Source organism: Gemmobacter aquaticus, from assembly GCF_007859075.1.
Lineage (GTDB): Bacteria > Pseudomonadota > Alphaproteobacteria > Rhodobacterales > Rhodobacteraceae > Gemmobacter > Gemmobacter aquaticus.
Genome location: NZ_VOAK01000024.1, coordinates 216628 through 235871 on the forward strand (window position 1 = coordinate 216628; position 19244 = coordinate 235871).

Sequence of the window (19244 nt, forward strand, 5' to 3'; positions counted from 1 at the left end):
ATACATACCGGCAACCTGAAGTGCAGCCTACCCCAAGTGCGGCGAGCCTGCATCAGGCGTTCGATGCGATGCAGGCCGCAGTCGACGCCCTCGGCCAGAACATTGTGACGGACACGCCACGCCCCATAGATGCGGGCACTAGCGATGAAGCTCGCCCGCACCTTCGCCCCGATCTCTTCGTCCTCCCGGCTGCGCCTCGGGGGCACTGCGCCGGGGGCGTCTACTCGACGACTTCGAAGTCGCCGGGCTTCCAGCTCTTGTCGAACCACGGCTCGAGCGGCCCATAGAGTCTCAGCAGGACGCTGAAGCCCTTGCCCGGTGTTGTCTGGACCCAGTTCGACTCCTCACCTTCGGGGGCCGTCGGGCCGAACCAGACGGTGGACGCCCCGTCCGCCTCGATCTTCAGGGCCTTGCTCGTGCTGTCCACTCCCGCAAGCTTCTGGTCGGTCTCTAGGAGCGAGCGGGTCTGGTTGTCGTAGACCACGAAGGACCAGAACTCCTTGGCCGGGACCGGGCCGGGGAGCGTGACCCTATAGGTCTTCGAGCCATCGAGGATGTCGCCCTTCGCGTCGCGGAAGAGCCCGGCATAGGCTGAGCCTGAACCGACCTTGGCCATCGACATCGCAGGCGTGATGCCGGTGGCGTAGTAGAAGAACATTGTCCGCGCATCGAGCAGGCGCTCGGCCCCGTCGAGAAACTCGTAGCTGCCGCCCACGAAGGGGGTAAGCCACTTGCGGTCGGGGTAGAGGAAGACGGCCGGATCTCGGGGGGCGAAGAGGATCGTGCGGGCGGTGGCGTTGCCGACAGCCACGGCATCGGTAAGAATCGTCTTCATGCGGTCGTCGGGGGCGAAGGGCCGACCCTTGCGGATACCGATGGAGGCATAAAGACCCACGGTGTCGGGGTCCACGAAGTCGGCTGGTTCCGCCTGGACGACCTGGTCGAGCTCTTCGAAGAAGCTGAAGTCGTTGGCGCTGATTGTGTTGAAGCGCAGGCCCGAGGTGTTGACGAAGGTCGTCGCGGGCGGGGCGCCACTTTCCGTGGTCGCGTGGAGCGGGTGAATGTTCGCGCCTGCCTTCACGCCATCGACCGCGGCCTTGATGTCGCCGTCCCGCACAAAGGCGCGGAAGAAGAAGAGAAGCGTGTTCGTCGTAGGGCGCTCGACGAAGTAGCCTTCTGCGGGTAGCTCGCCCGTGTAGCCCGGAGGCACGAAGAGGTAGCTTCCGCCCTTGCCGGCGTCGGGGCCGGTGAGGCCCACGTCGTTGACCCAGCGGAAGTTCGCATCGTCGACAGGGCCGAGGACGCCCGGGGGCACGGTCAGGACCATGGGACCCGCAGTGAGGTCGAGGCAGGCGAAGCCGTAGACCGTGGTAGTGTTGGGCGTGAGGAAGAGGGACCGCGCGTCCATCAGGTCCTCAGTCAGGCCGAAGCCCTGGTTGGCTTTGACGCCCACGCTTTCGAGCCCGTTGCAGGCGGCGCGCACGGAGGTGGCCGAAATGCCGGTGAGGAAGGCCTGCACGCCGCGCATGAAGTCGAGGTTGTCGTAGACCGCCTTGACCGTGTCCGCATCGGGGGCGCCGTGCTGGAAGCGGAGCGTGCCGATGCGGGTGTCGACGCTGTCGGGCGTAGTGATCTTGGCGGGGATGTCGGCGGAGAACTCGGGAGGCGTCTGGGCGCGGGCGGGAATCGCCGCGAGGGATGCGAGACCGAGGAGGCTGGCGCGCAGGAGGGGTCGGGTCATCGGAAGGCTCCCATCTATGGATGACACGGTGTATCATGGCGTAGACACGGCGGTCTTGGTTTTGAGGACAGAACGTGGACGGACAGGTTTCACGCGACGAAGTGCGGCAACGGGCGACCGTAATTGCCGAGCTGCCCGCGCTGCTTGCTGAGCTGGGGGTCGATGCAGCGGAGGTGTTCGAGGGCACGGCTGTGACCCTGCCGACGCTTGACGCGGAGACGCGGATCCCCTTCGGCGATCTGGCCAAAATCCTCGACCGGTCGGTACGGCTGTCGGGGCGGCCGGAGCTGGGCCTGCTCTTGGGCCGGCGGTTTCGGCTCGAGCATCACGGGGCGGTGGGCGAGTTGATGCGCACGGCGCCGACACTGGGTGCTGCGCTCAGGTCGTTTGTCGCCTGCCAGCCGGGCTATTCGAGCGGCGCCGTCGTCTATCTTCATTCCCAGGACGGTATGACGGCATTCGGGAACGCCGTCTGTTCGGGGGAGGTGCGGCCAGGGCGAACCTACTCGGACCTCGTCGTCGGGATCGGGATGCGGATGATCACGCTCCTCACCGGGGGGCAGGCCGCGCCTGTTGAGTTTCACATGTCCTGTGGCGCCCCGGCCGACCGGGCACCCTACCTGCGCATCTTGGCGGCGCCGGTGCGGTTCCAAGAGCCCCTGACCTGCATGTACCTCCCGGCTGAGGTGCTCGCCCTGCCCCTTCCCGGGTCGAACGCCGCCCGGCACGAGCGACTGGCGCGGGAGATTGCGGCGGTCATGGCGGAGCGGGCGGACCCGGGCCTCGGAACACGGGTGCGGGGGGCGCTTCGTAAGCTCCTGCTCGTGGGAAAGCCCACGATGGAGGCGGTCGCAGGTGAGCTTACGCTGCATCCGCGCACGCTAAGGCGGCGGCTGAAGGAAGACGGGCTTGTCTTCGACACATTGCGCGACGAGGTGCGGCTAGCCTCGGCGCTGGAGCTGCTGGAACTTACCGACTTGCCCGTGGGCGAGGTCGCAGCCACGCTGTCCTATGCCTCGCCCGAGGTCTTCGCAGAGGCATTCCGCCGAATGCGCGGGTGTTCTCCGCGCGAGTGGCGAGCACGGCACGCGCGAAAGGTGTGAGCACAAGAGCCCGATCAATCTGCTAGGCTGATCCACTAAGATCGGACGCAGCCACGGAGGACTCATCACTCGTTGAGGTCATTCTCGGCTCCGGAAACTAACCCATGGCCCCTCCAGTTTCGCTGCAGCAAGCCTGAACGACCGCTTCTGAGAAGTTGCACTGCAGCGCCCCCTCGGTCGCGACCGTCACTTAAGGCCGGGTGCGACGTAGCAGACGCAACGGGCGGCGAAGCGGCTCCGTAAACGCAAGCCAAGGCCGAGTAACTATCGTCAGCCAGTATCCTGCAACCCCGGTGCGGTTCAGGTGGTATGGTACCCTGGGCTAGTCTGGAAATGCTTCATATTGCGGGAGATCATCTCAGATCGAATACCATGGCGCCTTCGAAGCAACATGGATGTGTTCCATCGACAGCATGGACGGGAGGTCGATCAGGGATCCATAGCTGACATGGACAAACGCGCCATTGCGCACGACCGAAAAAAGGTATGAGCCACAGGTCGCGCAACGCACGTCGTGGTCGATCTGCTCTGACCCCCGATAACTCCTCATCCTGAATTTGTGCGAGCAAGGGTGCGTCGAAATTTGGGAGCGCTCCGCCGAAAGTCACGCGCCAGGCCTCGGGTATAGCGTCCGCCCACCCCTCCAGTTCTGCTCGCATGTGGTCCTGAAGGGTCACGGTCGTTTGCCCTTTGCTGTCGTATGAGGAAGTGCCGAGCGACGCCTGCTCCGGCACCATTGCTGCCCATTGAGCGTCATATACAACGCTCCAAACAAACCTGCTTTGCTTATATGTAGGGATTTTCGGTCAACCCTTGGTCAACGCCTCCAGCCCGGCGAAATGCAAGGGCGCGGTGTGCTTGATCATCTCTAGAAGGTAGGTCGTATTCTTCTGTGTCTCGGCTACCAAGGCTGGATCAAAGCCCTTACCCGTGAAGTGCGACAGGTCATTGGTGAACTTGAGGATCGCAGTTTTTTTGTGGGGATCGAATTCGGTCTTCTCGAGCTTTCGATAGAGTTTGTCCTTAGACGGAATGTGAAAATCTAGGAAGGTTTCTAGGACTTTCCGTGCGATGTTCGGAATGTGGTAGCAGCTCAAAATTGAGCCGTCGCTTTGGAATGAGTAGAGCACCTTAAACAAGTAATGGTACTCGGTCGCATGGTCGATGAGAAGCTGATCGAGGGGTACGAGGCGCGCGGAGCGGCCCACATCCGTCTCGGAGCATAGTACCATCGAGTAGGAACATTGCTTCTTGAGAGCGCCCGGGAGGTTTTGGAACCAGTTGATCACGAGCCGTAAGAACTCGTAATTGTGTGTTAGGATGAACAGTTGTTTGGCACCCTGTGCCGCGACCTTCAAGAACGAAAAAGCCTGATAGATCGCTCCTGAGTCAAGGCTGGAGATTGGGTCGTCGATGACAACTACCCCTTCGGCTAGATCGAAATCCTGATCCTTCAGTTGAACGAGGAAGTAGAGGAATGCTATGGCTGTCTTCTCTCCCTCGCTCAGTCGCCTTGCGGGTTTACCTCGACGCAGGACGACGTAGCCGTCCTTGCTGTTCTCAAAGACCAGATCGGTGCGGCCGAGGAACTGCTTCAGATGCGTGGTCAGCTCTTCGCCACCTTTATGCGCGTTTGAGATCTGGGCCTGCTTAGCGGTGATCGATAGTGTAATATCAGCGAGGCTCCGCTTGTCCGGTAGGCCGTCGCCGCCATTCATTAGAAGAGCTGCCTCGTCCTCCTTGGTGCTGATCTTGGAGGTAGTCTCGGCGACCTGCTCTTGAATTGTCAGGAGGTAATGGGCCTCGATCGCATCTCTCGCCGCATGTTTCTCAAGTTCAAAGCCCTTGGTTTTGGCGTCGTGCCTTTGCATCACATCAGCAATCGATGTGAGGGCCGCTTTAAGGGCTTCCGCATCTGACTCTACCTTAGCCTCATAGGCTTCGGTTCGCCGCGTCAGCTTGTCTAACAATACAGCATCGACAACGCGCATCCGTTGCCTGACAGCTTCTAGCTCAGTCGCGAAGACGCTGACGGCGGCGTCGAAATCAGCGCGCAGCTCAGGATATAGCGCGAGGCGATCCGGGAACGTGAACCCTCCGAGGCCTTCCAACACCCTGGAAAGCCATGCGCGCTCTTGATCGATCTCGGCCTTGAGCTGTTGATCTTCCACACTGAAGTGCTCCGCAAGCGCGTGAAGCCGGGCAGTCGGTAATGGTTGCGAACAAAACTCGCAATTCTCGCTCGCATGAGCTTTGTGTAGGCCGATTCCTTCCTCCACCCAAGTGGCGATCATCGGATGCGTGGCCAAGCGCGAGATTACCGCAGACGCAGCGGAGCGTAGCGTGAGGGCCTTACAACGCTGCGCCAACGCGTTAGCAGCACCCACCGGGCCGATAGTCTTCTCGGTGCCGGGCTCGACTATGCCGGGCACATTGAGTTTGCCTACCTCAGACATTTGCACCTGACGGACGGTTGCGTGATGGACCTCCAGTTCGGTGTCACTGAGTGATTTCGGACTTGTAAGCTTCGCGAAGGCTGTCTCGGCGTCGGGCTTGCGATAGGTGCGAAGGGTTGAGCCGCTCGTCGCCTCCCCGATGGTCTTTGCTATGGAAGAGAAAATTTTTCCCCGTTCGGTTTCCAGCTTGGCGACGGCAGTAGTGATAGCCTGGATCCGCTTGATGCGATCGTCCCTCGTTGCGATTTCTGCTTTGATTTCATCTGCGACGGATTTGTTCTCCTCGCCCAAGATCAGGATATGGCGAAGTGGCCCATCGAACCGGCCAATGTTGGCCTCTACAAAGTCGCTATTGAAGACGCGGACATTCCGCACGTATTTCTGGCCGTGGCTCAGCGGCCCGGATTGCGTATCGAAACTAAATTCGAGGTGCGGGTAATCACTATGTTCGCCAGCCTGAAGACAGGCGAGAAGCCGCGAAAACGTTGTCTTACCTGAGCCATTCTCGCCGTAAACGATATTAAACCTTTCGAATGCCTTAAGCTCTGGTGGTGCGGCGTAGTTATCAAATACGCCGAGGTTTTTGATCTTCCTGATTTGTGTGAGCACTTTCCCTCCGCGTTCTACGCTAGCACCAGTCGCGGCGTTTGCGGAATAGTGTTGGCAATGTGTAGGTACAATTCAACTGGACAATACCGCAACTCATGCATCGCGGTCTATATAGACATCGCTTCGCAAGGAGCTCGCAGACGCCCCAACGGTTCTCTCTGCACTGTATGAATGACTGGTTTCGATAGTATCCGCTGCAGCCACGCGGCGCTCCTTACAGACCGCTTCCCGCCCGATACGATTCATCAGCACCGGAATGGTGATCGATGTTACAGTGTCCTGTCGGCAAAGCCGAGGACGTGGCGGGCATGGTGGACAGGAGAGATGCTATGTCCATCGAAACACTTCCCGCCCTTCGTCCGACGCGTGTGCCTTGGAATAAAGGCCGCATCGTTGGCCAGAAACGCCCCCTGCTGCCCAAACATGTCTGGTCCATCCGTGTCCGGCTGGAAATGGCTGAGAATAATCGCGATCTTGCGCTGTTCAACATGCCATTGATTGCAAGCTCCGGGGTTGCGATCTGGTCTGCCTGAAGGTGAACGATGTTTACGCCGCAGGCCGCGTTAAGGAACGCGCATCCGTGACGCAAAGCAAAACACGCAAGCCTGTCCGATTCGAGATCACCGAAACCACGCGACTGTCGGTGGAGCGTTGGATCAAAGATCCAGAAATGATCGGTTGCGAATATCTTTGGCCCAGCCGTGTCCATGCTAGCCCGCACTTATCGACACGCCAGTATGCGCGGATCATGCGCGACTGGGTTCTCTCGATCGGGCTTGAACCGAGCTCCTATGGCACCCATTCGATGCGACGCACAAAGGTCGCCCAGATTTACAAGAAGACAGGCAACCTGCGCGCTGTTCAACTTTTGCTCGGGCATACCAAGATGGACAGCACTGTTCGCTATCTTGGGGTCGACCTGGACGATGCGCTGTCCTTGTCAGAAGGGATCGATCTGTAACAACCCCGCCGACCCGCGTGCCATGCGCCGGTCGGCCCATAGCCGCCGATCGGCGCCAAGAAATGCCGAATTGCAGTCTCCTCGAAGCGGACGTTCGGCTGGGCCAGCAGTTAATTTTGACGCGTCACATTACAATTGCTCAAAAGCATATGCCCCCAACGTAAGCCCGACCTTAGACTGATCCTCAGTGCGACCGCTCCGTCCTGCTGGCGAACTCTCTCGCCGCCTGAATGAAGGCGCTGAAGGCGGCGGGTGGGTTCTTCCGGCCGGGATAGTAAAGCGCAAGCGGGGACAGGCTCGGGGTCCAGTCTGCCAGGACCCGCACGAGCCGCCCCGCAGCGATGTCCTCACGGACATCCGCCTCTTGGACGTATCCAAGGCCCATGCCCTCCCGCGCGGCGATGCGGACAAGGCTTGCCTCGTCGAGGGTGAGGGCGCCCTGCACATCGATCTGCACCGGCACGCCGTCCTTCTCGAACCGCCAGCGGAACAGGGCGTTGTTGGGTAGGCGCGCGCGAATGCAGCGATAGCGGTAGAGGTCGGCCGGGACCGTCGGTTCGCCGTGGATCCGCAGGAACTCCGGCGAGGCGACGACGGCGTTTTCCCGCGACATGCCAAGCGGGATGGCAATCATGTCGGCGGGCACAAGATCGGCGGGCCGCAGCCCCAGATCGAACCCACCCGCGACGATGTCGACCAGCTTGCCCTCTGTCACCAGATCGATCTGCACCTGCGGATAGTGCCGCAGGAAGGGCAGGAACAGCGGCGCCATCACTTCCCTTGCGGCGGAGGCGAAGGCGTTGATACGCAGGGTGCCGGTCGGGGTTTCCTGAAGCGACTGCACCGCCAGCATAGCATCATGGATATCGGTCATGGCGGGCCCGACCCGCGCGACAAAAGTCTGTCCCGCATCGGTCAGTGACACGCTTCGCGTGGTGCGGTTGAACAGGCGCACCCCCAGGCGCTGCTCCAGCTTGGCGATGGCGTTGCTGAGCGCGGTCGTCGACATGCCAAGGTCCAGCGCTGCCGCCCGGAACGAACCCTGCCGGGCGATGCTGAGAACCGCGTCCAGATCGGCGAAGAGAGGCCGTGTCATTATCCCTCTAATCGGAATTCCTCATTCCCCTTTGTCCCAGTTATCGCAGCATCCGTCCACCTCTAGATTGTCCCTCATCAGCCCCGGACGGCTGCGAAGCCGATCCGGAAGCTGCTGGAAACATCGATGGAGATGAAAATGGCAATCAGCTTGCCGACAAGCATTCAGGCCTATTTCGACGCCGACCGGGCGCGCAGCCCCGAGGCCGTCGCGGCCGCATTCGCCGAGAACGGCATGGTCAGGGACAAGGGGCAGACCCACCGGGGCCGCGATGCCATCCGCGACTGGATGGCCGGTGAAGATCAGCAATACAGTTACACCATCGAGCCGTTCCACATCGGCACCAAGGACGGGATGACCGAGGTGATCGGTCACGCCACCGGCGACTTCCCGGGCAGCCCGATCGACCTGCGGTTCCTCTTCAGCCTCGCCGACAACAGGATCGCCGAATTGGAGATCACGGTATGACGCCCTTTCTGACCTTGAAGGACCGTCGCGCCCTGATCACCGGCGGCACCTCAGGCGCCGGGGCCGCCACGGTGGCGCTGTTCCGCGACCTCGGCGCCCAGGTGCTGACCACGGCCCGCAAGAGGCCGGCAGACCTCACTGGCGTGGCCTTCGTCGAGGCCGATCTGACCACCACGTCCGGTGTCAGGACGGTTGTCGATGCGGCGCATCGGGACTTCGGCGGCATCGACATTCTCGTGAACGTGCTAGGTGGATCATCCGCCCCATCGGGCGGGTTCGCCGCGCTGACGGATGAGGAGTGGGAGAAGGAGTTCAACCTCAACTTCTTTCCGGCGGTCCGGCTGGATCGCGAGCTGATCCCGGGGATGATCGAGCAAGGAAGTGGCGTCGTCATCCATGTCACCTCGATCCAAGGGCGTCTCCCGCTGCCCGAGGCGACCACCGGCTATGCTTCGGCAAAGGCCGCGCTGAACACCTACAGTAAAGGCCTTTCCAAGGAGGTTTCCCCTAAAGGCGTCCGTGTGGTGCGGGTATCCCCAGGGTGGATCGCAAATCCGGGCGCGAACGGCCTCGCCCTCCGCATCGCCGAGGAAGCCGGGATATCCTACGGCGCGGCGATCGGGGTGATCATGACGTCGCTCGGTGGCATCCCCTTGGGCCGCCCCGCCGCACCGGAAGAGGTTGCCGACCTGATCGCCTTCCTCGCTTCGGATCGGGCGGCCTCGATCACTGGGACCGAACACATCATTGATGGCGGGACGGTACCGGTAGCATGAAACCTGGAGGCGCTCCGGTCACGGCGGCGCCTTCGACGCTCCATATGTATCTATGAGCAGCCGGATCAGGAGCATCTCATCCTGATCGACACCTTCGGCGGCGGGTCAGAGGCGCAGGATGTCCTGGCCGTGGCGGCGCACCGGATCCTCTGTCCAATGATGCTGTCGCGCGGCGATCTGAGCGCGACCTTGGAGACCGCCACGTGGTATTTGAAGCTGCGCGAGCGCGTCGAGGAACCCGCGGCGCTGGCGGGGTTCACGGTGAGTTTGAGCCGGGTGCCGCTGCGGATCTCGGAAAGTGAACGCGCGGTTGCGGAAGAGCTGTTCCGCAGCCTGCCCGCCTGCGAGGCTTTTCTCTCGAACCGCAGCGCCTATCTCAGCATGGACCGCGAAGGGCTTCTGGGCGTGATCGCGGCGAAGCCCCCGAACCGGGCGCTGGCGGCGCATCTGCAAAATGCCGTGACGGAGGCAGGCGAGCTGCTCGACGAGATTGACCGGCTGATCCTTGCGCCCGCCGAGACCGCTTGATGGCGCCGCGCAAGGACAGGATGCTTATCCTCCGTCAGGACGCCGGCTTCTCGGCGAAGCTCGGCTTTGGCGAGGTCTCGCGAACCCTGCCCGTGCCAGAGGCGAGGGTGGAACCTCCCGCTGGCCTAGAGGGACCTGCCGGCGCAATCGAAACCGCTGAGGCGCGGCGCGCGCTCCAGCATGGCTGGTGCTTCTGATCCCGGATCCGGGCCGCGCAGCCCGGAGGTACAGGGACGCTCTGCTGGCGTGATGGCACATCCGGGCGTGGAGGATCACTCGCCTTCGAGGCGTGGTCATATCGTCCATGTCGCGGTTTCGCTGACGGCGGAACAGGCCGTGCGGGCCGAGGTCTGGGCCAGGACCGCGCGCTGTCCGGTTCCCTTTCTGATCCGCAGGATTGCGCAAGCGCTGCGGGACCGGCTTTGCGATGACTGGGAGCAGAACGGGATGCCAGAGGTCGTCGAGCGCCGCGGGTCACGGGGCAAGTACCCGACGAGAGTCACGTTGCCCCTGCGACTGCAGATCGCGCGCACCCTCGCGGCCCGCCACGATCCCTGCGGCATGCTCGGCCTCGGGCGGGTGATGGGACCGGCGTTTCGGGGAGGGTTTCAGATGGCTTTCGATGAGGCGCTGGCCGAGGCGGAACTGACATTGCGCAGTGCGGAGGCGGGAAGCTAAGGCGGCAGGCGGCACGCCACCGTGCCTTTGGCGTTCAACTAACACGCGACAGGCAAGGGCAGTAGCACGCGACGCTTGGCGATCCGCCTGCACCACCGAAGGGCGCCATCACAGGGCTGAATCTCAGGTGGTCTATGGATTCAGAAATCTGATTGAACATAAGTAGAACATCCTTGCATGCTCCTGCAAGGAGAATGCCGATGTATTGCCACTTGCTTCATCGCGCAGACCCCGATCTCAACATGTCTCGGTTTCACCGGGTCGAGCTCTCGACTGATGTTTTCGATGCGATCACGCTTCAGCGGACCTGGGGCAGGATCGGCTCGAGGGGCCAAAACCGTTTCGCCTCATTCCCTTCGACCGCTTCTGCGGAAGCAGCGGCGACCAAGCTCGTTCGGTCGAAGGAGCGGCGTGGCTACTTCAGCGTCAGATCGTGCGCTGCCAGTGCTGCAGCAGACCATCCGGCTGTTTCAGAGGCCAAGCGCCCACTCCTTGGACATAGGGGGCCGATAGCGCAAAAGATAGCCCAAGGCCGCCGTCACAGTCGGCGGGTCAAGCATGCTTCCGAGATTTTTTGTGCGCTGCGAGAACAGCTTCGCTTCGCGATCCGACGCGCTTCATCGAAAATATTCACATCTGCCAGGCCTGGCAGGACGGCTTTGCGGGTGTTCGCTTCCCCTAAAGTCAATGCGAACCGACATCGTTGTCGTCCTGATGCCCGTGGGCCAGCTTTCGGCGCGTAGACAGCCGTCGAAGATCGCAACGTAGTCTTCGGGTTACTTCGGCCAATTGCCTGATGGATTGAAGAATTCAGGGGGCATAAGATCAACCAAACAGATGCCTCGTATCGCGTCTGCGTACAGCCTATGCGCCATCGGAAGAAAACGGATTTTTGGGGGCAGCGAGAGACATGGCAGCAGCCACGATACTGACCGCATCAAGATCTGCGTTGCTTGCTCTTGCCGCATCGTTCGGCCTCATTTCTAGCGGAGCCTCCGCAAGCGCCGAGTGCCAGGCAGGCTATGAACAACAGCAGCGCATGGCCATTGGCATGCATTATAATGCAGAACTCCAGGCGATCTATGACTGGCGGGATCGGCACTTCAAGGAGGCGCTGGACCGATACCAAACCGAACATGGCTCATCCGCCGCAACGATCTACGCAGATTTTCACAGGGACCGGGCAAATCTCGCCGAGCGCATCCGCTCGGGCGACCTGATGAATAGCACTCAGGCAGAGCGCGCCAGCGAAGCGCAGACTATTGGCCGGGCCTTCCGGCAGCGCATGGCCGAACTGAATGAAGCTCTGCGGGCCAGATACAATGCAGAAATCGCCGAGATCCGAGAGCAGATGGGCGAAATGCGTTCGGTCTGGCTGGAAATGCGCACCCAGGACCTAAGGGATCTGACCATAGAGATACATGACGGCTGCCGGGCACCAGGACCTCGATTGCGCAGCGTGTTTGAATGGTATGCAGATACGATCATGGGCCAGGATAGTCTCGACAACGACGCGCCTCCGACGCCGTATTATCCACCGGGCGTCGGCATACGTGGATGAGCGAGATGCGCAACTGAAGTGGCCGCGCCCGTTCACGGAGAGGTGTACCCCTTCTCGAGTTTCGGGCAGGGTGATCGTATGTCCCGTATGCCGCCGTCACGTTGAACCCGCGGCCCGGACACTTGGCGAGCGCATCACGCCACCTTAGTCGTGTATAGGGCTGTCCGCCGGTACCGGGTAGTCCTCGGTCGCAACACAAGAATACATGGCCTTCTGAAGTCCGATTTCCACCGACCGATCTGCAATGCAATGGCAGTATTCCCGCCGGTCCAGGCGCAGGTTCACGCTCGGTGTCCTGGTCCATAGGGGTGGCCATTCCGCATCGGCACACCTCCGCAGGGCCCGGGCGCGCTGCGCTTCGACATTGCGGCATTCCACCTTGTTCGCGTGCATCGCCTGAAACGAAAGATTCGCGATATGACCTTGGGGGTTTCGCGTCCATTCCTCGCCGACATGCTCGGCAAGACAGTCGCATCTGACCTCGGTTGCGGTGATGGCGTTCTCCTCACAAAGCGCCAAGGCATGCTCGACCGCCGCCTGTCGCGTCGCGTGGACGCCCACGGGCAAAGCCCCGGAGGTCGGCGGGGCGGTGGGTACTGCGGACCCCTGCACCTTCTGATCGGCGGCCTGATCGTAGGCAAACAGCTTCTGGGAGAAGCCCACATCATAGAGAGCGAATTCGACCAGTTCCACGTCGGCCGCACGCGTCAGCGGATCAATCCTTTTCACCTCGACAATTGCCACTGCCTGAACCTGCCTGCGGGCTGCAGGATAGGGCGCCATGGCGGCAACACGGGCGTGAAGCGCCTCGGCTTCGGCAGGTGTCATAAGCCAGACGCTGTCTGTCTTGACGAAGTCACTCATCGGATTTGGTTCGAGGAAATCCGAATAGAAGGCCCTGCTCAGATAGTTGGGGCCGGGCGGGATCGTCACCCCACCACGCTTGTCTTTGTAGTCGCCGATTACGCCTTTCTTGGCGATCGCAAAGTGGAAAGGCGCTTTCGGGGCCAGTTCAGTCATCGTACCCCCGCAGGCCGCGAGAAATCTCGCCTGGCTCTGCGCGCGCTCCTCCGGGGTCTTGCCGCGGAAGCTGCCCGCACTGGTGAAACTGGTCAGCGCCTCGCTTCGGGGCGGCAGAATATCGGTCGCGAGTCGCATCGCATTCTTCATCCCGCCCCGAACCGCGATTTCATCAACCATCTGCGGTGACGCATGCCAAGCGGCAAGTCGCATGAGCGCCTGGCCGTCCGGGCTGCCTTCGCCAACGACGAACATGCCGTCGATGTAGGCAAGCTTGAGATCGGCCCTGACCTCTGTGGCGGAGGGACAGGCTTGTGCGGCCACCTTCATGGGCAACAAGGCGCCGGACAAAGCGCAAAGCGCTATCAGCAGGGAGCTGGCCAGTCTGGCTGATGAACACATCCCACATCCCCATCGTTAACCGTGGCGGCCCGCAGATCGTAGAGGGCCGGATGGCATGGCACCAACGATTCGTATTCTCATTCCTAATCGATAAGTCAGGGCCCCGCGCCCAACACTATGGCCGTGTCGCCCGATGCAACTGCCCTGGCAGCGCTTGGTGATCCGGTCATGTATCGCATCGTGTCCATATGATCGCAGACAGCTGACAGACGGCGACCTAGAAGGGCCCTGCCTCCGACCCATGGCAGTATGACTCGCCGATCCATCCGGGCGCGCTATGGCTGCAAGCTTTGCTCCTGGATTCAAATGAGCAGCCGGCCGCCAGAATGGCGCGATGTGCGGGCTGCGAAAATTTCAGTACGTTCAATCGACGGTAGTCGGGAAATCCGCCCCAACTATCGGAAATGGCAGGCGATGCCTCTGGAATGTCAAAGAAGTTGCTTTTCGAAGTTGTCTTTGAGAGCCTGAATTTTAGTCCTTTTGAACAACGAATCCGCCGCCCCGACCGGGTTGTTTCTGGTGGCTACCCGTTTCTGTCACCAGTCAACACCGAGTGGCGGTGTTCGTCAGAAATTGCGATCTGTCAGGTCATCCGGTCCGGTCCCACGGGTTTTGACCCGGCTTCATGTGCTGGTGGGTCTTCCGATCATTGAGGAGTTGTGACGTGTCGATACACACGAAACTTGGCAAAAGCATTCGCTCCGCTGCCCTGCGCCTGATAGTCGTGCTGTCCTTGTCCTCGTCCGCCGTTGTGGCTCAGACAACGGGTGGGCAGGAAGGGCTGCTCTGGAGCGGCCGCCTGATGTCATCGGTTATCGGGCCCGCCATGGATCCACATCTTGATCAGGACCAGATAGACAGCACCGCGGCCAGCTATTTCAGCCATCTTGCATCCTTCGTGCGGGCGGGCAACCCGCCGGACGCCATGCCGCTGCCGGCGGAAACCCTGCTTGAATACCAGCCCGAGGTTCTGGCCTCGCTCTACCGCGACCAGATCCGCGAAGCGCTGCGGGCGCAGTTCGTGCAACTGCCCGTCAAGGTGGCCTTCGATCAGACCCTTCGCCCCTATTACGAGGAGAAGAGCGGCCTCAAGGTCCAGCCGATCAGCCTTGAAAACGATCTTGAGCGCCTCAATCCCAAAGACCCGCTGGCCGGCATCACCCTGTCGGACCGCGATCTTGGCCTCTATCAGCTGCTGCCCCTGTCGCAGGCATGGAGCGATGAAAGGGACATGGGCCTCGTCGAGCGGATCTACAAGGAGCAGCGCCAACGGATCACCTTTGAACTGGATCGCCTGCTGAAGTTCGATCCGATCCCGATGGATATCCAGACGGCGGCGGCGCGGGGTGATCTACGCCAGTTGGAAAACGTCATCCTGCGGTGGGAGATGACGATCACCGACGTCCGCGTGAACGACAATGACGTCATCGTCAGCGCAGCACTGGACAGGCTGACCCTGCGGTGGAGTTCGGACAATGCGCCGGTGGCCGAGTGGAATGTTGCCGCTCTGCCGACCGTCGCGGGGTTCCGCCAGCAGATAGAGGCAGCGCTGCCGCCACGAGCCACGGCTGACCAGGTGATGACGCCCCCGGCTGGCACCCGCTTTGGCGCCGAAATGGCAGATCTGCTGCAGCTGCGCTATCTGCCCGAGACGGTCGACGACATTCAGCTTCAGCGCATGATGCACGCGCGGTTTGGGTATGAATCGAGTGTCTCCGAGGAAACGACCCCGGACTGGGGCAGCTTCTTTCGGGACTTTGCCAACCCGCCCCCCGACGAACGCCTTGCCGAGTTTCGGTCATGGTCCGAGGCGCGGGCTTCCGCCCTGCCCGAAAGCCTGACGCTGGTCGTGCCGCTGCCCAACAACGGGCGGGCAAGCGCCGAAAGGGCGCAGCAGATGCCGCGCCAATCGGAATGTGCCGAAGCTGCGGTCGCAACGGGTAGTGCCATGCCAGACGAAAAGCAGATGGTCCAGGACCGGATTTGCGCCTATCTGGGTGTGGCTTGGCGGCAGCCAACGGAATACCTGTTCTTCCCCGAAGCGGGCAAGGCGCCGCAGGGCGGCGGATTGCGCGGTAACTGCACCGGACGTGACCTCTATTGCAGCGCGATCTATTATGCCCGCATCGGCCTGAAAATCCCTGACACCGCCAGATCGGTCGACATCGTGCGGCTGGATCGCTTTCCTGTGCTGGATCTCGGTCTGGTTGCCGACCATCCGGGGAAACTGTGGCTCGAACTGACCGTGACACCCACAGGTGCTGTTGTGCAGGATACCTGGCCGGATACGATCTGGCATGCAGCGCAGCGAAATGCCCAGGCCACGGGTGCGCAATACGGGCTTCAGCACGGGTTCCGTATCGAAGATGTGGGTTCGCCGGGCACAAAGGTTTACATCTTCGAGGTTTCTGCACGCGCGGCCCGTTTGGTCGAGGACGAAAGCGGAAAACTGGTCGCCGAACTTCCTTTGGTGACCCCCGTCGCGCCGCCCGTCGAAATGCTTGAGATGCCAGCCCAGACAAATAGCCACGATATCCTCGGCATTCAGCTTGGCATGTCCTTTGACGAGGCCGATGCGATCCTGCGTAAGCATATGGAGGTCGGCAAGGTGCTGGTGGCGGATCGTGGCAAGCAGATGGGTACGGTCGGCGGCAGCCTACAGCCCTACAGCTCTGGCCGCCTGTACATTTCGGCTGCGGGAACAGAGCTTATTGCGATCTACGATGAACCCCCGGCCGCGCCCGACCGGGTTCTCGCCATGTGGCGCATGCTACGCCTGCCCAAGGGCGACACCGATGCCGCGCAGTTGAAAGCCGCGCTGACGGATCGTTATGGCGAGCCGGGCAAGATCGAGGAGGTCGGCTTGCCCATGATGCAGAAGGGACTTGCCTTCTCGTGGATGCAACAAGGGCACGAACGGTGTTCGGTTATCGAAACGACGATCCGGCCTGATCATTGGCTGGATGAAACCGGTGCGGCCTGGCAGCCGCCCTTCAACATTCCCAGATTCCATACGCCCTCGAACGAGCTGTATGGGTATCTCGACGTGAAGGATCAGCCCCTTCCTCCCGGCTCGTTCTGTCCCGCCATGCTAGGAGCGCGTTACGCAAGCCCTGACGGAAAGAGCTATTCCGAGCCGGCGGGCGAAGAGGTCATCACTTGGCTGAACGACAACAGAAGCTATGCAAAATTCTTCTATGAGAGCCTTGCCGCCCCACCTGCCCAGCCATCGGCGGGGGCATCGGGAAATTCGGCCATCAAGTTCTGAATGGGAGCCTCTGATAGACGCCATCGGCCCTTTGCCCCCACTGGCACCCATAGGTGCCGCGATGCGGCACTCTCAAAGCTGCCTCTCAGACCTGAGGCCACCGGACCGCATCACGATGGACGGCTCGCAGAAAAACTGTCAATCAACCCGCTGTATCTGCTTTATTCTGAGAGCCGTTACTTGTTTGCGGTCACACCAGATTCAATTTCGGTGGAAATCCACGAGATGAACCGTTCCATTGATTTGCTTACAGCGCGTTCGCTGGACCAGCCAAGATAATAGCTGCCCATAGGCAGGCTTTGGGCAAATGGGCGGAACAGACGGCCCTCGCCCAAAGGACGCTCGAACATGGCAACGGGCAGCAGTGCAATCCCTTCACCCGCTGCCGCTAGCTCGGCCAGGGCAACGGAACTGTCCAGGACCGGCCCCAAAATGGCGGTGAACGGCACATCTGTCGCAGCAAACCAAGCCGGCCATTCAGCACTTCGATAACTGCGCAGCAATGGAAAACGCATCAGATCGGTGGGCGTTTGCAATTGCGCGGCCAGATGCGGCGCGCAAACTGGGGACAAAGGCGCTTCGATCAGCGGCAGGGTGTCATGCCCACTCCAGCCGCCAGAGCCGAAGCGGATCGCCATATCCAGTCCTTCGCGCAGAATCTCCACGCGGTTGTTATGCGTAGAGACCCGCAGGTCGATGCCCGGACAGGCCGCGCGAAAGGCGCCCAGTCGCGGCAAAAGCCAACCTAAGGCAAAGGTCGTGTTCACCCCGATGTTCAGGACCTCGATGTCACGGGTGCCCTGCAGGCTGCCAAGCACTCGCGACATCGCGTCAAAACCCTGCTCCAGTATGGGAAACAGCAATCTGCCCTCATCCGTTGCCACAAGCCCCTGCGCGTGACGCGAGAAAAGCTTGACCCCGAGCAGATCCTCAAGTCGCGCGATTTGATGGCTCACTGCGGCCTGGGTCACGCGCAGCTCGGTGGCGGCCTTGGTGAAACTGCCTTGGCGCATTGCCACCTCAAAAACACGCAAGGCATTGAGTGGCAGATCGGGACGGTCCATGGCATTACCTTAACTAATGATAAGGTATAATATTTGTCGTTTGCTGCGAGATGGCAAGGCGCGTTAAGAAATGCGCGCCTCACGGCCATTACAAAGGATTTCCCCATGCGGTTTACTCAACCCGCTCTGTCGCGCTGTGCGGCAGGGCTTCTTCTCAGCATGTCTTTTGCCCTGAATGCCCAAGCCGAGACAGCCTTGGGGGCTTTGGAGCAAACGGTCTCGGCCGTCGAGGCGCAGCTCAGCGGGCGCGTTGGCATCGTGGTGGGGCAAGCAGGGCAGGACGCGCTCTGGTCCTGGCGCGGCGATGAGCGCTTCGTGATGACCAGCACGTTCAAAGTGCCGCTTTGCGGTGCCGTTCTGACCGCTGCCGATCAGGGCCAGTTGGACCTTGCGCAGGAGATCGAAATCAAGCCGAGCGATCTGATTCCCCATGCCCCTGTCACAGAGCAGCACCTGGATGCGCCGATGGCGATTGCTGATCTTTGCATGGCAACCATCGACATGAGCGACAATACCGCCGCCAATCTGCTGATCAAAGCACTTGGCGGACCAGAAGCAGTCACAGACGTTTTCCGCAGTCTTGGTGATAGCGAAAGCCGTCTCGACCGCTACGAGCCAGAGTTGAACCTCGCAGCCGAGGGGGACCTTCGCGATACCACGACCCCGCTTGCGATGGCCCATACACTGGAGACCCTCCTGATTGAGGATTTTCTGTCTGCGAACTCGCGTGCGCTTTTGGGTGAATGGATGGGAAAAGGCGGCGTCACGGCTACGCTGCTGCGCGATAAGCTGCCCGAGGGCTGGACAGTTTACGATAAATCGGGTGGCGGCAGTGATAGTCGCAGCCTCATCGCTGTTGCCTCAACCGCGGGCGAAGCACCTTGGGTGATCTCCATCTATCTGGCAGATATGGAGCACGATTTTGCCACGCGTAATAGCGCCCTTCAAAGCATTGCGGCCGCCGTTGCAGAAGTGATCGAAAACTAACTGTATGTTTGACATCGCAAGGAAACTTTCGTGCGATGTCACGAAGTCTGCACTCGGCCCATTCCGGTCATGTGATCAACGCGCAGCGAACGGACACTCCTCGTGCGTTCGCTGCGCTGCCGTCCTGTGCCTCAAGTGGGCTCGTCTCGCCGGGTCCGTGGGCGATAGCAAGCTTGGCGACGGCCATTTACCCTACGGATTTGAAGATCGAACAGCCGGGACTCATGAATCAGCTGACGCCATGTGCGGCAGCCATATTGCTCCGGCCGCTCGTCTGGGTTGTGCGCGGTGATCCATGCCGTTGCTGCCTCGACAGAGATCCAACCGTCCTGTGACAGAGCCGTGGCAGCCTGGTGCAAGGCGCCTGCGATCGCTGTGGCGCGCCAAGGGATCGCGCCACCGACAATCCAGTTGCGAACGTCGGGAGATGCAAGCTGCTCGGCAAATGCCTTGCGGGCCTGATCCATGCCCGCTGCCAACTCGGTCAGCTCGTCGTTGGCACAGGCGACCCGGTCGATGGTAGCCG

At 61.1% G+C, this 19244-nt stretch carries 16 protein-coding genes and 2 pseudogenes; 10 read left to right on the top strand and 8 right to left on the bottom strand.

The genetic code is table 11. The annotated features are described in order from the left end of the window. Nucleotides 1-47: 47 nt before the first annotated feature. Together FQU74_RS19765 and FQU74_RS16805 are read right to left on the bottom strand one after the other, a co-directional pair. Nucleotides 48-203, bottom strand: a pseudogene (locus tag FQU74_RS19765) (IS3 family transposase); the annotation flags it as partial. 17 nt (nucleotides 204-220) lie between these two features. Then, nucleotides 221-1741: a DUF1254 domain-containing protein gene (locus tag FQU74_RS16805; protein ID WP_146287633.1), complete on the bottom strand. Its 1521-nt coding sequence runs from the start codon at nucleotides 1739-1741 to the stop codon at nucleotides 221-223. Between the two features lie 74 nt (nucleotides 1742-1815). On the opposite strand from FQU74_RS16805, the gene FQU74_RS16810 reads away from it, so the two are divergent. Next, entirely contained in the window at nucleotides 1816-2844 is a 1029-nt protein-coding gene (locus FQU74_RS16810) for an AraC family transcriptional regulator (RefSeq protein WP_146287634.1), read from the top strand. Nucleotides 2845-3202: 358 nt separating this feature from the next. Here FQU74_RS16810 and FQU74_RS16815 read toward each other — a convergent pair whose 3' ends face one another. Together FQU74_RS16815 and FQU74_RS16820 are read right to left on the bottom strand one after the other, a co-directional pair. Next, nucleotides 3203-3394 (bottom strand): GFA family protein, encoded by a 192-nt coding sequence (locus FQU74_RS16815; protein ID WP_146287635.1) that lies wholly within the window; start codon nucleotides 3392-3394, stop codon nucleotides 3203-3205. A 256-nt stretch (nucleotides 3395-3650) separates the two neighbouring features. After that, nucleotides 3651-5909, bottom strand: coding sequence for an AAA family ATPase (locus FQU74_RS16820; RefSeq protein WP_146287636.1), 2259 nt, complete (start codon nucleotides 5907-5909; stop codon nucleotides 3651-3653). Nucleotides 5910-6238: 329 nt separating this feature from the next. Between FQU74_RS16820 and FQU74_RS16825 the strand changes: the two are divergent. Next, nucleotides 6239-6870: pseudogene (locus tag FQU74_RS16825) on the top strand (tyrosine-type recombinase/integrase). 184 nt (nucleotides 6871-7054) lie between these two features. Here the strand turns inward: FQU74_RS16825 and FQU74_RS16830 are convergent. Then, nucleotides 7055-7966 carry a LysR family transcriptional regulator gene (locus FQU74_RS16830; RefSeq protein WP_146287637.1) on the bottom strand — a complete coding sequence of 304 codons (912 nt, stop codon included), beginning with the start codon at nucleotides 7964-7966 and terminating at the stop codon, nucleotides 7055-7057. Between the two features lie 138 nt (nucleotides 7967-8104). On the opposite strand from FQU74_RS16830, the gene FQU74_RS16835 reads away from it, so the two are divergent. From FQU74_RS16835 to FQU74_RS16860, 6 genes are all read left to right on the top strand, one after another. Beyond that, nucleotides 8105-8434, top strand: a complete 330-nt coding sequence (locus tag FQU74_RS16835) for a nuclear transport factor 2 family protein (RefSeq protein ID WP_146287638.1) — start codon at nucleotides 8105-8107, stop codon at nucleotides 8432-8434. Beyond that, nucleotides 8431-9210, top strand: a complete 780-nt coding sequence (locus FQU74_RS16840) for an SDR family oxidoreductase (protein WP_146287639.1) — start codon at nucleotides 8431-8433, stop codon at nucleotides 9208-9210. Before FQU74_RS16835 ends, FQU74_RS16840 begins: the two co-directional genes overlap by 4 nt. Before the next feature lie 84 nt (nucleotides 9211-9294). Next, the gene (locus FQU74_RS16845) at nucleotides 9295-9738 is read left to right on the top strand and encodes a P-loop NTPase family protein (protein WP_268236789.1); all 444 of its coding nucleotides are present in this window, start codon (nucleotides 9295-9297) and stop codon (nucleotides 9736-9738) included. Between the two features lie 180 nt (nucleotides 9739-9918). Further along, a complete protein-coding gene (locus FQU74_RS16850; protein WP_158635615.1) occupies nucleotides 9919-10416 on the top strand; it encodes a hypothetical protein in 498 nt (165 codons plus the stop codon). A 200-nt stretch (nucleotides 10417-10616) separates the two neighbouring features. Beyond that, a complete protein-coding gene (locus FQU74_RS19800; protein ID WP_158635616.1) occupies nucleotides 10617-11159 on the top strand; it encodes a WGR domain-containing protein in 543 nt (180 codons plus the stop codon). A 167-nt stretch (nucleotides 11160-11326) separates the two neighbouring features. Then, nucleotides 11327-11977, top strand: coding sequence for a hypothetical protein (locus FQU74_RS16860; protein WP_146287643.1), 651 nt, complete (start codon nucleotides 11327-11329; stop codon nucleotides 11975-11977). A 144-nt stretch (nucleotides 11978-12121) separates the two neighbouring features. Here the strand turns inward: FQU74_RS16860 and FQU74_RS16865 are convergent, their stop codons facing one another. Next, entirely contained in the window at nucleotides 12122-13327 is a 1206-nt protein-coding gene (locus FQU74_RS16865; protein ID WP_158635617.1) for a hypothetical protein, read from the bottom strand. An 898-nt stretch (nucleotides 13328-14225) separates the two neighbouring features. Between FQU74_RS16865 and FQU74_RS16870 the strand changes: the two genes are divergently transcribed. After that, nucleotides 14226-16667 (top strand): hypothetical protein, encoded by a 2442-nt coding sequence (locus FQU74_RS16870; RefSeq protein WP_146287645.1) that lies wholly within the window; start codon nucleotides 14226-14228, stop codon nucleotides 16665-16667. 176 nt (nucleotides 16668-16843) lie between these two features. On the opposite strand, the gene FQU74_RS16875 is transcribed toward FQU74_RS16870, so the two are convergent. Next, nucleotides 16844-17731 carry a LysR family transcriptional regulator gene (locus FQU74_RS16875; RefSeq protein WP_146287646.1) on the bottom strand — a complete coding sequence of 296 codons (888 nt, stop codon included), beginning with the start codon at nucleotides 17729-17731 and terminating at the stop codon, nucleotides 16844-16846. A gap of 33 nt (nucleotides 17732-17764) precedes the next feature. On the opposite strand from FQU74_RS16875, the gene bla reads away from it, so the two are divergent. Further along, entirely contained in the window at nucleotides 17765-18718 is a 954-nt protein-coding gene (gene bla, locus FQU74_RS16880) for a class A beta-lactamase (RefSeq protein ID WP_206665046.1), read from the top strand. A gap of 131 nt (nucleotides 18719-18849) precedes the next feature. On the opposite strand, the gene FQU74_RS16885 is transcribed toward bla, so the two are convergent. Next, nucleotides 18850-19244 (bottom strand): OST-HTH/LOTUS domain-containing protein (locus FQU74_RS16885; protein ID WP_194161869.1); only part of this gene is annotated, 395 nt, incomplete at its 5' end.

Coding starts and splice junctions, on each gene's coding strand:
- FQU74_RS16805 (WP_146287633.1), bottom strand. CDS start 1,741: ATGACCCGACCCCTCCTGCGCGCCAGCCTCCTCGGTCTCGCATCCCTC.
- FQU74_RS16835 (WP_146287638.1), top strand. CDS start 8,105: ATGGCAATCAGCTTGCCGACAAGCATTCAGGCCTATTTCGACGCCGAC.
- FQU74_RS16860 (WP_146287643.1), top strand. CDS start 11,327: ATGGCAGCAGCCACGATACTGACCGCATCAAGATCTGCGTTGCTTGCT.
- FQU74_RS16865 (WP_158635617.1), bottom strand. CDS start 13,327: ATGAAGGTGGCCGCACAAGCCTGTCCCTCCGCCACAGAGGTCAGGGCC.
- FQU74_RS16875 (WP_146287646.1), bottom strand. CDS start 17,731: ATGGACCGTCCCGATCTGCCACTCAATGCCTTGCGTGTTTTTGAGGTG.
- FQU74_RS19800 (WP_158635616.1), top strand. CDS start 10,617: ATGTATTGCCACTTGCTTCATCGCGCAGACCCCGATCTCAACATGTCT.
- FQU74_RS16850 (WP_158635615.1), top strand. CDS start 9,919: ATGGCTGGTGCTTCTGATCCCGGATCCGGGCCGCGCAGCCCGGAGGTA.
- FQU74_RS16815 (WP_146287635.1), bottom strand. CDS start 3,394: ATGAGGAGTTATCGGGGGTCAGAGCAGATCGACCACGACGTGCGTTGC.
- FQU74_RS16830 (WP_146287637.1), bottom strand. CDS start 7,966: ATGACACGGCCTCTCTTCGCCGATCTGGACGCGGTTCTCAGCATCGCC.
- FQU74_RS16840 (WP_146287639.1), top strand. CDS start 8,431: ATGACGCCCTTTCTGACCTTGAAGGACCGTCGCGCCCTGATCACCGGC.
- FQU74_RS16870 (WP_146287645.1), top strand. CDS start 14,226: ATGGATCCACATCTTGATCAGGACCAGATAGACAGCACCGCGGCCAGC.